Source organism: Thioalkalivibrio sp. ALJ21, from assembly GCF_000378605.1.
In the GTDB taxonomy this organism is placed as follows: domain Bacteria; phylum Pseudomonadota; class Gammaproteobacteria; order Ectothiorhodospirales; family Ectothiorhodospiraceae; genus Thioalkalivibrio.
In genome coordinates, this window is the sequence record NZ_KB905156.1 from 386,815 (window position 1) to 397,883 (window position 11,069).

Sequence of the window (11,069 nt, forward strand, 5' to 3'; positions counted from 1 at the left end):
GCAGGCTGCAAGAACGCGCCGCGGCCGGTGTCAGAAGCGGTCGAGACCCGCGAGCGGGTTGGCAAGCTCGCGCACGCGCATCCAGGAGGCGATGCTGGCACGCCAGCGGCGGGTGGGCAGCACCGCATGCGGCACGCTCTGGCTGAGGAAAATCACCAGCGTGCCGGCCATCGGCTGGATGCGCTGGCATTCGCGGTCCGCATCGTCATAGATCGCGAGCTGGCCGCCGTCCTGCTCGCGCCAGTCGCGGTTCAGATAGAACACCAGCGACAGCCGGCGGCAGTTACCAGCCTGGAAGGCATCCACATGCCGGGCGTAACGGGTTCCGGGCGGGTACAGGGCAAAGTGCGATTCGGTCTCGAACAGGCCCGGGATCAGCGTCCGGCTCACCTGCAGCCGGATCGCATCCAGGCGCTCCATGAACGCCTGCTGGGCCGGGCTGGCACCATCCAGCCAGTGGATCCAGTCGCCGCGGGTGGATCGGTCGCGATGGCGCTCGCCCCCCCGACCGATCCGCGCCTGCGCCAGCTGCGCGGCATCGCGCAGGGCGTAGACCTCGTCGTGCAGCGCATCGACCGTCTCCTCGGGCAGGAAGTCGGGCCAGACGCACCGCTGATCGTGTACCAGCGCATCCAGCCAGCCCTCCGGCTCGCAGGCTTCGGGAGCACGGGATTCGATGACGGCCGGCGCGCGGGCCGGGAGCCTCTCGGCAGGGTCCAGCCACTCGGGGCCGGGAACAGGCAGATTCACGGGCGGGGTCTTCCATTCGGGCCGCGCGCGGCACGCAGGCAAGTGCCTGCCCAATGCAATATACCGGGAAAGCAGAGGCGCGCAAGCCCCCACTGGACCGCGCGACACTACCCTGTCAGTGGCTCAGAAAACCGCCGGAAATCAGGTGCTGACGAAGAGCGGCCTGTCCCTCGGTGACCCGGGCGCGGGGGCCCCGCAGGCCCAGCTCGACCTGCGGGGCCTGGCGGTCCATCCGCGGCAGGCAGGAGATGCGCAGATCGGAGAATGCCGCCTCCATGGCCTCGAGCACCGGGACCAGGCGGCTCTCGGTCACGTTCTCGAGCACTAGGACCTCCTCGACCGAGCCGGCGGCGGCATCGCGCCCGGGGAAACGCTGGTCCAATACCCAGCGCACCATCGGTTCGGCCATGACCGGGAATCCCGGCACGCAGTGATGCCGCTGGCAGCTGACTCCCGGGATGCCGTTGACCGGATTCGGGATCAGGCTGGCCCCTTCCGGCAATTCGGCCATGCGCACGCGATGCGGCCAGGCCTCTGCGCCAAAACGTTCCTCGAGGATGGCCATGAAGTCCGGGTGTGGCCGCAGGGAGAGCCCAAGCGCCTCGGCGAGGCAGGCGCGGGTGCGATCATCCGGCGTGGCCCCGATGCCGCCAAAGCTGAAGACCTCCGCCCCGGTTGCCAGTGTCTCGCGAAAGGTCTGCGTCAGGCGGCCGGCATGGTCCCCGACAATGCGGATCCAGGCCAGCTCCAGCCCCTTCTCCGCCAGGGCCGCGGTGAGGTGTTCCTGGTGCCGGTCACGGCGCTTCCCGCTGAGCAGCTCGTCGCCGATGATTACGGCGCCGATCTCGGTCTCGCCGGGTTCGCCGACTCGCCCGGGCGCGGTGGTCTCGTCCATCGCGGCCTACTGCTGCGCGCCCAGGGCCAGCGCCCGTTCGCGGGCGGCGGCGCGTGCCTCGGGGGCATTGTCCGGATCGTCCAGCCACGGGGCGATGTGCTGGCGGACCAGTCCGGCCAGGAAGTCGAGGTGGTCGGAACGGTCGTTCAGCGCCGGGATGTAGTGGAAGCGCTCGCCGCCAGCCTTGAGGAAGATCTCGCGGTTCTCATCGCCGATCTCCTCGATAGTCTCGAGACAGTCGGCGGAGAACCCAGGGCAGATCACATCCACCGAGCGCACGCCCTCCTTGGGCAGCGCCTTCATGGTCTTGTCGGTATAGGGCTTCAGCCACTCTTCGCGGCCGAAACGCGACTGGAAGGTCACCTGCCACTGGTCGTCGTTCAGGCCCAGCCTGGCGGCCAGCTTCTGGCCGGTCGCATGACACAGGCAGTGGTACGGGTCACCCTTGACTAGATAGCGCTTCGGGATGCCGTGGAACGACATCACCAGACGATCCGCCCGGCCGTGTGCATTCCAGTGCTCGCGCACACTGCTGGCCAGGGCCTCGATGTAACCGGGCTCGGCGTCGTAGGAGGCGACGAACTGCAGATCCGGGACCCAGCGCCAGCCCTTCAGTACGTCGGCCACCGCGTCGAAGGTGGAGCCGCTGGTGCTCCCCGAATACTGCGGATAAAGGGGCAGCACGATCACGCGGCGAACGCCCTGGCGGCGCAGCTCGTCCAGGCCCGCCTCGATGGAGGGGTTGCCGTAACGCATGCCCAGCGCGACCGGGACCTCCTCGCCGACCTGTTCGGCCAGGCGACGGCGCACACCCTCGGCCTGACGCCGCGAGATCGCCAGCAGCGGGGAGCCGTCGTCGGTCCAGACGGTGGCGTACTTGGCGGCCGAGCGGCGCGGGCGGATGTTCAGGATGATGCCGTTAAGGATCAGCCACCACAGCGGGCGCGGAAACTCGACCACGCGCGGGTCCCAGAGGAATTGCTTCAGATAACGCTTGAGCGCCGGGGCGGTGGGCTCGTCCGGTGTACCGAGGTTGGTCAGCAGTACGCCCGCCTTGCGCGGCTGGCCATGGCGGTAATCCGCTTCTCCGAAGTACTTCATGGTGCTCCCTGCGGCAATAGAGGATGGATGACTCCTGTCGGAGTCACGCCAGTTGCGTTGGTTCCATGCCAAGGATAGCGCGACCCGCGCACGGGGCGCGCGGGTGCGATCAGCCGAGGCGGCCGCGCAGGGGGCTGGTCCGGGGGAAATGCGCCAGCAGGAACTCCATCTGGTCGGCCAGCACCCGCTTGCCCTTCAGATAGATGTACTCCGCGTGGGTGGGCGTAAACGGGATCGCCAGCAGCTGCATGCCGGCCTGCTCGGGGGTGCGCCCGGCCTTGTGGTTGTTGCAACGCTTGCAGGCAGTGACCACGTTGTTCCAGGTGTCCGCCCCGTTCTGGCTGATCGGGGTGACATGGTCGCGCGAGAGATCACGCTCATAGAAGTGCTGGCCGCAGTAGAGGCAAAGATGCGCGTCGCGGCGAAACAGCGTGGTGTTGTTGAGCGGCGGGATGTAGTGATTGAAGCGGGACTGGCGCGTGCCGAAGGTGGCGATAATCGAGTTGACCTCGACCCGGGACTGCAGCCCGGTACGGGCGTTGATGCCGCCACGCACGCGATACAGCAGACTCCCGCAGGCGTAGGCGACCTGCTCGGTGTAATAGAGGCGCACGGCCTGTTCCAGGCCGATCCATTCCAGTGGCATGCCCGCAGCGTCCGTACGCAGGACCTGATGCTCGGTCGGCAACATGACCTCGTCCCGTCTCCAAGGAAACACGGATTTGCTCACGCGGAACTTGAGCAGGCCCGACGCCGCCGGGCGTGAGCAAATCCATGTCCCCTTCACCGAGTCGACCGCTGGCGCGGTGCGGGATCGCACGAAACTTGCTTGACAATAAACAGGCCGAGGCCGCAACGCAATTACAGCCGCATGAACACCGGTTGGGCACGTGGATGCGGGCCCGGAGGACGCGCCCCATCAACGGGCTGTTTAAGCGCGAAGGCGATTCCGCTACACTTGCTGGCCGTTTTTTCCGCCGAATGGGCCACAAAAGCCTTGTTCGGCGTCCTTAATACCACCCGCGAGCGCGGCCGAACGTCCCGGAGGGATTGCGGGAACGCTTGGCCCGGGGAGAGAGCGCATGGCAATCAAATTATCCGTTCCCAAGGAGAGTGCCAGCGGCGAGCGCCGCGTGGCCCTGGATCCGACGGTGGCGGCCAAGTTCGCCCAGTTGGGCGTCACCGTGCAGCTGGAGAAAGGGGCCGGCACCAACGCCCATTTCCCGGATGCCTCTTACGAGTCGGCCACCGTGGTCGACACCGAGACGGCCTACGGCCAGTCGGACCTGATGGTCCGCGTGGCGCCGCCGACGGTGGAAGAGGTCCATCAGCTGCCGGAAGGCTCGACCGTCGTCAGCCTGTTCCACGCCCACCGCAACCCGGACGTGGTCAAGGCGATGCAGGAACGCAAGATCCTGAGCTTCGCGATGGAACTGATCCCGCGCATCTCGCGCGCCCAGAGCATGGACGTACTGTCCTCGCAGGCGGCCGTGGTCGGCTACAAGGGCGCGATCATGGGGTCGGATCTGTCCTGCCGCTTCTTCCCGATGCTGACCACCGCGGCCGGCACCATCCGCCCGGCCAAGGTCATCGTGATCGGTGCCGGCGTGGCCGGGCTGCAGGCGATCGCCACGGCCAAGCGCCTGGGCGCGATGGTCGAGGCCTACGACGTGCGCTCCGCGACCAAGGAGCAGGTCGAGTCGCTGGGGGCGAAGTTCCTCGATCTGGGCGTCTCCGCCGAGGGCGAAGGCGGCTATGCCCGCGAACTGACCGCGGAAGAGAAGCAACAGCAGCAGGACGCGCTGAGCGAGTTCATCGCCAAGGCCGACGTGCTGATCACCACCGCCGCGATCCCGGGCCGCGAGTCCCCGAAGCTGATCCCGAAGGACATGGTCGAGGGCATGAAGCCGGGCGCGGTGATCGTGGATCTCGCGGCCGAGGGCGGCGGCAACTGCGAGCTGTCCAAGCCGGGGAAGACCAGCAAGCACAAGGGCGTGGTCATCCACGCCCCACTGAACGTGCCCTCGCAGGTCCCGCTGCATGCCTCCGAGATGTACGCCAAGAACCTGCTCAATTTCCTCACGCCAATGATCGCCGAGGGCGGCGAGTTCAAGCCGGACTGGGACGACGAGGTCATCGCCAAGAGCGTGCTGACCCGCGACGGCGAGATCGTGCACGAGGCCACCCGTGAGGCCCTGAAGGGAGCGCAATCATGATCATCGAAGGCTTTATCGCGCTGTACATCTTCATGCTCGCGGCCTTCACCGGCTACGAGATCATCTCCAAGGTGCCGGTCATCCTGCACACCCCGCTGATGTCCGGTTCCAACTTCGTCCACGGCATCGTGCTGGTCGGGACCATGGTCGCGCTGGGCCATGCCCAGACGCCGCTGGAACAGGCCATCGGCTTTGTCGCCGTGATCCTGGCCGCGGGCAACGCCGTGGGTGGCTATGTCGTCACCGAACGCATGCTGGAGATGTTCACGACCAGCAAGAAGGACGACAAGAAGGGAGATAAGGCATGAGTCTGATCATCAACCTCGCCTACTTCGCGGCGGCGGTGCTGTTCATCGTCGGCCTCAAGCAGATGTCCTCCCCGACCACCGCGCGTCCGGGGATCATCTGGGCCGGCGTGGGCATGGTGATCGCCACGCTCGTGACCTTCGTGCATCCGGAGATCTCCGGCGGCGTGAACTACACCCTGATCATCCTGGGTATCGCCATTGGTGGCGCACTGGCCTGGTGGAGCGGCAAGAAGGTCGCGATGACCGACATGCCGCAGATGATCGCGCTGTACAACGGCATGGGCGGCGGCGCCGCGGCAGGCATCGGTGCGATCTACCTGCTGCAGGCGACCCCGGAAACGGTCACCAACACCGGTCTGGCGATCGCCGTGACCGGCTCGCTGATCGGCTCGGTGGCGTTCTCCGGCTCGCTGGTGGCCTACGCCAAGCTCGAAGGCCTGATGAAGAAGACCTTCACTTTCGGTGGCCAGCAGGTCGTGAACATCGCGATCTTCGCAATCACCGTGCTGCTGGGCTTCATGATGGCTACCAGCGGCGGCGAGATCGGCTCGTTCAGCCTGCTGCTGTTCTTCGTACTGGCGCTGGCCTTCGGCGTGCTGATGACCCTCCCGATCGGCGGCGCCGACATGCCGGTAGTCATCTCGCTGTACAACGCGCTGACCGGCCTCGCGGTCGGCCTGAAGGGGATCGTACTCGACAACCCGGCCCTGATGATCGCCGGTATCGTGGTCGGCGCGGCCGGTACGCTGCTCACGCAGCTGATGGCCAAGGCAATGAACCGCCCGATCAAGAACATCCTGTTCAGCCAGTTCGGCGGCTCCTCCGGCGGTGCCGAGGAAGAGATCGAAGGCACGATGAAGGAGATCCAGGCCAACGACGCCGGGATCATGATGGCCTACGCCGAGAAGGTCATCATCGTGCCGGGCTACGGCATGGCCGTCGCGCAGGCACAGCACAAGATCTGGGAATTCACCCAGCTGCTGCAGAAGCGCGGCGTGGACGTTAAGTTCGCGATCCATCCGGTCGCGGGCCGTATGCCCGGGCACATGAACGTGCTGCTGGCCGAGGCCGGCGTGCCCTACGACATCATCTTCGATCTCGACGAGATCAACGAAGAGTTCAAGACTGCGGATGTCGCAATGGTGATCGGCGCGAACGACGTCGTGAACCCGGTGGCCCGGACCAACCCGGAATCGCCGATCTACGGCATGCCGATCCTGAACGCCGACCAGGCCCGCAATGTCATCTGCGTGAAGCGCGGCAAGGGCGCGGGGTTCTCGGGCATCGAGAACCACCTGTTCTATGCCGACAACAACCAGATGCTGTACGGCGACGGCCAGAAGGTGGCCGCCGAACTGGTGGCCTCGGTCAAGGCCCTCGGCTAGACCGAGGCCGGGCCTCGTGCCCGGCCCCCGCTTGCGAGCCCGGCCCCCGTTTGCGGCGGCCGGGCTTTTTTGTGTGCAGCCCTCCGAGCCACCAATACCAGACCAATCCCTGTACACGACCTGTACAGGATACCCACAGGCGGATACAAACGATGGCAGTTAGGTTACACAACAGCCAACCGATATCACCAATAACGCACAACTTGTTGATATAAAAAAATAAAAACACTTTGGTCGCTTTTTAGCCATTCTGATACGAACCAAGCAGCAACAGGCGTTTAGCGACTTTCACCCCATTCCCTCCACAGAGTTATCCACAGGTTTTGTGGATAACGGTCACACTCTTGTGCCCGTGCCGACTGGCGTAGACTAGTCGCATGCCCGAGATCGGAATTGCCCAGGTCGCACTCGACCGACCGCTGGACCGCCTGTTCGACTACCGGATCCCCGAAGACACCGATCTGAGGCCCGGGCAACGAGTCCGTGTACCCTTCGGTCGTGGCGAGGCTGTCGGCATCGTGGTCGCACTCGCGCACCAAAGCGACGTGCCCGAGAACAAGCTGCGCGAGACACTGGGTTCACCCGATGCGCAGCCCATCCTGACGCCGACGGTTCTGGAACTCCTGCGCTTCGGGGCCCGCTACTATCACCACGCGCTGGGCGAGGCCCTCCTCGGCGCGCTGCCACCGGGCCTGCGTCGAGGTCACCCCCTACCCACCCTGAGCCCCGAACCCCTTTGGCGGCTCACCCCAACGGGCCACACAGCGCTCGCGGAAGGGCGAATACGGGGCCACCGCCAACTCGCCATCCTGCGCGCCCTGCCCGCGCTCGGGGCCGCACTGGACCGCGCGACGCTGGCCACCACGGCCGCCCTTCAAATAACCGCGAAAGACCTGCGACAGCTGGAAGCACGCGGCTGGCTGGAACCGACGCGAGCCGATCCGCGCGCCCCAGCGCCCCCCACCGGTACCGACTACACCCTGACCCCCGAGCAGGAGGCGGCCATCGCGGCGGTGTCGCCGAACGACCCCCGCCCGATGCTGCTGGAGGGCGTCACCGGGAGCGGCAAGACGGAGGTCTATCTGCGCATGGCCGCCGATGCGGTCGCGCGTGGCCGTCAGGTCCTGTTCCTGATCCCCGAAATCGCGCTGACGCCGCAACTTGCCGGACGCATCCAGCAGCGCTTTCCCGGGCAGGTCGCGCTCCTGCACTCCGGCCTGGCCGAGGGCGAGCGCCTGCGCGCCTGGGAGGCGGCCCGCCTTGGCGAGCGCCGCATCGTGGTCGGGACCCGTTCGGCCCTGTTCGTCCCACTACCCGAGCCGGGCCTGATCATCGTCGACGAGGAACACGACAGCGCATTCAAGCAGCAGGACGGCTTTCGCTACAGCGCGCGGGATCTGGCGATCAAGCGTGGCCAGCTCGAGCACACCCCGGTCGTGCTGGGCTCGGCGACACCCACCCTGGAGACCCTGCATGCCGCGCGCCAGGGGCGCTACACCCATGTGCACCTGCGCACCCGGCCGGACGGCACGCAACCACCCGGTGTGGAAACCATCGATACCCGCGTGCACAGCCCGGACGAGGGCCTGACCGCACCGCTGCTGGATGCGATGCAGCAGACCCTGACCGAAGGCCAGCAGTGCTTTGTCCTGCTCAACCGGCGCGGCTTTGCCCGAGTGCTGACCTGCGAGACATGCGGCTGGGTCGCCGACTGTCCGGACTGCGATGCTCACCTGACCGTGCATGCCCATGATCGCCGCGCGATCTGCCACCTGTGCGGGCACCAGGAGTCCCGCGCCGAACGCTGCCCGGAATGCGGCGAGGCCCTGGCCCATCGCGGGCTGGGCACCCAGCGTCTGGAACAGGCGCTGGCCCGGCACTTCCCGCAGACACCGATCATCCGTCTCGACCGTGACAGCGTGCGCCACAAGGGGGCCCTGGAGGCCGCACTCGATCGCATCCGGCAGCTGGACGCCGCGATCGTCGTCGGCACCCAGATGCTGGCCAAGGGTCACGACTTCCCGCGCGTCGGACTGGTCGGTGTGATCGACGTCGATCAGGGGCTGTTCAGCGTGGATCTGAGGGCCACCGAACACACCCTGCAACTGATCGTGCAGGCCGCCGGTCGTGCGGGCCGGGGTGACGGTGGCGGGCGCGTCCTGCTGCAGACCGGCCACCCCGATCACCCCCTGATGCGGGGGCTGGATGCCGGTAACTATCCGGCGATGCTGGAACCCCTGCTGGGCGAACGCGAGGCGGCCGGGCTGCCGCCGTACGGGCACCTGGCCCTGGTCCGCGTCGAGGCCGCCGAGGCCGCGGCGGCGCATCGCCACGCGGAGACCGTCGCGGGATACCTGCTCGCGGCACGGCACGGAGACCTGCGCGTGCTGGGTCCGGCCCCCGCCCCGCGCCATCGCGTGAATCGGCGTTTCCGCGAGCAGATCCTGCTGCGCGCGGCCGAGCGGCAGGCCCTGCACCGAACGCTCGCGCAAGCACGACATGCCTGGCAGACCGAAGATCTGCCGCGCGGTGTTCGCATCGCGATCGACGTGGACCCGGTCTCGCTCGCCTGAAACCCGCGCAGAACAGGCATCGGCCCGGCATTCTGGTTAGAATGCCGGGCTTTTGAGACGACGGACTCGGTTCCCTTGAAAGACGCCCTTACCCAGGCCCTTGAGGCCGCCCTGGAGACCCTGGTGGCCGATGGCCGTGTACCCGCCGATCACGGTGTCGAGGTGCAGGTCACGCGTGCCCGCGACCGCGAGCACGGCGACTTTGCCAGCAACCTGGCGATGCAGCTCGCACGCCCGGCGAAGACCAAGCCCCGCGACCTGGCCGAGGCCCTGTGCGCCGCGATGCCCGAGGTGCCCGGCCTGGCCGGCACCGAGATCGCCGGCCCCGGCTTCATCAACTTCCGCCTGGCCGCGGATGCCCGCACCCAGGTGCTGGGCCGCATCGCCACCCAGGGCGCCGACTTTGGCCGCTCCAGCGTGGGCAACGGCCGTCCGGTGCAGGTGGAGTTCGTCTCCGCCAACCCCACCGGTCCGCTGCATGTCGGCCACGGCCGCGGCGCGGCCTTCGGCGCCACCGTCGCCGACCTGCTGGATTTCTGTGGCTTCGACGTCACCCGCGAGTACTACGTGAACGACGCCGGGCGGCAGATGAACATCCTCGCCGCCAGCGTCTGGCTGCGTTACCTGGAACAGCACGGCGTACAGGTTCCGTTCCCCGCCAACGGCTACCAGGGCGACTACATCTACCCGGTCGCCGAATCCCTCACCGCGCAGATCGGCGAACAGGCCGTGCACCCGGCCGCGGCCGTGACCCGCGACCTGCCGCCGGACGAGCCGGCCGGCGGCGACAAGGAGGTCTACATCGACGCGGTGATCGCCCGTGCCCGCGAGCTGCTGGGTCCGGAGCTGTACCGCACGGTGTTCGACTGCGGCCTGAACGCGATCCTCGAAGACATCCGCGACGACCTGCGCGAGTTCGGGATTGAATACCAGTGCTGGTTCTCCGAGCGCAGCCTGGCCGACTCCGGCGCGATCGACGCCGCGGTGCAGGACCTCGAGACGCACGGCGCACTGTACGAGAAGGACGGGGCCCTGTGGTTCCGCTCCACCGATTACGGCGACGACAAGGACCGCGTGGTGCGCCGCGAGAACGGCGACTACACCTACTTCGCCTCCGACATCGCCTACCACCGCGAGAAATTCCAGCGCGGCTTCGAGCGCGTGATCAACATCTGGGGCGCCGACCACCACGGCTACGTCCCGCGCGTGCGCGCCGCGCTGCAGGCCCTGGGCCTGGAGGACGACCGCCTGGACGTGCTGCTGGTGCAGTTCGCGATCCTCTATCGCGGGGGCGAACGCCTGCCGATGTCCACCCGCGCCGGGCAGTTCGTCACCCTGCGCGAGCTGCGCGACGAGGTCGGCTCGGATGCCGCGCGCTTCTTCTATGTACAGCGCCGCTGCGACCAGCACCTGGACTTCGACCTGGACCTGGCCAAGTCGCAGTCCAACGACAACCCGATGTACTACATCCAGTACGCCCACGCGCGTATCGCCAGCGTGCTGCGCACCGCTGCCGAGCGCGGCCATACCGCCAGCGCGCTGGACGACACCGGGCTGTCCGCACGCCTGACCGAGCCGCAGGAAGACGACCTGCTGGACCGCCTCGACCGCTTCCCCGAGGTGATCGCGGCGGCCGCCGAGGCCTGCGAACCGCACCAGATTGCCCAGTACCTGCGCGAGCTGGCCGCCGGCTTCCATACCTACTACAACGCCGTCCCGTTCCTGAACGCGGAGGATGCCACCGTGATCGGCGCACGCCTGGCGCTACTGACCGGCATCAAGCAGGTGCTGCACAATGGGCTGCGCCTGCTCGGCGTCACCGCCCCCGAACGGATGTAGCC

9 protein-coding genes are annotated in these 11,069 nt (G+C 67.4%); 5 read left to right on the forward strand and 4 right to left on the reverse strand.

The window, feature by feature from the left end:
• Window positions 1-30 precede the first annotated feature (30 nt).
• The 4 genes from F579_RS0107855 to F579_RS0107870 all read right to left on the reverse strand — a co-directional run bounded on the left by F579_RS0107855 (window position 31) and on the right by F579_RS0107870 (window position 3,437).
• Entirely contained in the window at window positions 31-750 is a 720-nt protein-coding gene (locus F579_RS0107855; RefSeq protein ID WP_019023686.1) for a 2OG-Fe(II) oxygenase, read from the reverse strand.
• 115 nt (window positions 751-865) lie between these two features.
• Complete coding sequence (locus tag F579_RS0107860; protein WP_019023685.1) at window positions 866-1,645, reverse strand: molybdopterin-binding protein; 780 nt, start codon at window positions 1,643-1,645, stop codon at window positions 866-868.
• A 6-nt stretch (window positions 1,646-1,651) separates the two neighbouring features.
• On the reverse strand, window positions 1,652-2,746 hold the full coding sequence (gene hemH, locus F579_RS0107865; protein ID WP_019023684.1) for a ferrochelatase: 1,095 nt from the start codon (window positions 2,744-2,746) through the stop codon (window positions 1,652-1,654).
• Between the two features lie 109 nt (window positions 2,747-2,855).
• Window positions 2,856-3,437, reverse strand: coding sequence for an HNH endonuclease (locus F579_RS0107870; RefSeq protein WP_012981666.1), 582 nt, complete (start codon window positions 3,435-3,437; stop codon window positions 2,856-2,858).
• Between the two features lie 391 nt (window positions 3,438-3,828).
• Between F579_RS0107870 and F579_RS0107875 the strand changes: the two genes are divergently transcribed.
• The 5 genes from F579_RS0107875 to argS all read left to right on the forward strand — a co-directional run bounded on the left by F579_RS0107875 (window position 3,829) and on the right by argS (window position 11,067).
• Window positions 3,829-4,962 (forward strand): NAD(P) transhydrogenase subunit alpha, encoded by a 1,134-nt coding sequence (locus F579_RS0107875; protein ID WP_019023683.1) that lies wholly within the window; start codon window positions 3,829-3,831, stop codon window positions 4,960-4,962.
• Window positions 4,959-5,270 carry an NAD(P) transhydrogenase subunit alpha gene (locus tag F579_RS0107880; RefSeq protein WP_012981664.1) on the forward strand — a complete coding sequence of 104 codons (312 nt, stop codon included), beginning with the start codon at window positions 4,959-4,961 and terminating at the stop codon, window positions 5,268-5,270. Before F579_RS0107875 ends, F579_RS0107880 begins: the two co-directional genes overlap by 4 nt.
• On the forward strand, window positions 5,267-6,655 hold the full coding sequence (locus F579_RS0107885; RefSeq protein WP_019023682.1) for an NAD(P)(+) transhydrogenase (Re/Si-specific) subunit beta: 1,389 nt from the start codon (window positions 5,267-5,269) through the stop codon (window positions 6,653-6,655). Before F579_RS0107880 ends, F579_RS0107885 begins: the two co-directional genes overlap by 4 nt.
• 377 nt (window positions 6,656-7,032) lie before the next feature.
• Window positions 7,033-9,228, forward strand: a complete 2,196-nt coding sequence (locus F579_RS0107890) for a primosomal protein N' (RefSeq protein ID WP_019023681.1) — start codon at window positions 7,033-7,035, stop codon at window positions 9,226-9,228.
• Window positions 9,229-9,303: 75 nt separating this feature from the next.
• Window positions 9,304-11,067, forward strand: a complete 1,764-nt coding sequence (argS, locus tag F579_RS0107895; RefSeq protein WP_019023680.1) for an arginine--tRNA ligase — start codon at window positions 9,304-9,306, stop codon at window positions 11,065-11,067.
• The last annotated feature ends 2 nt before the right edge of the window (window positions 11,068-11,069 follow it).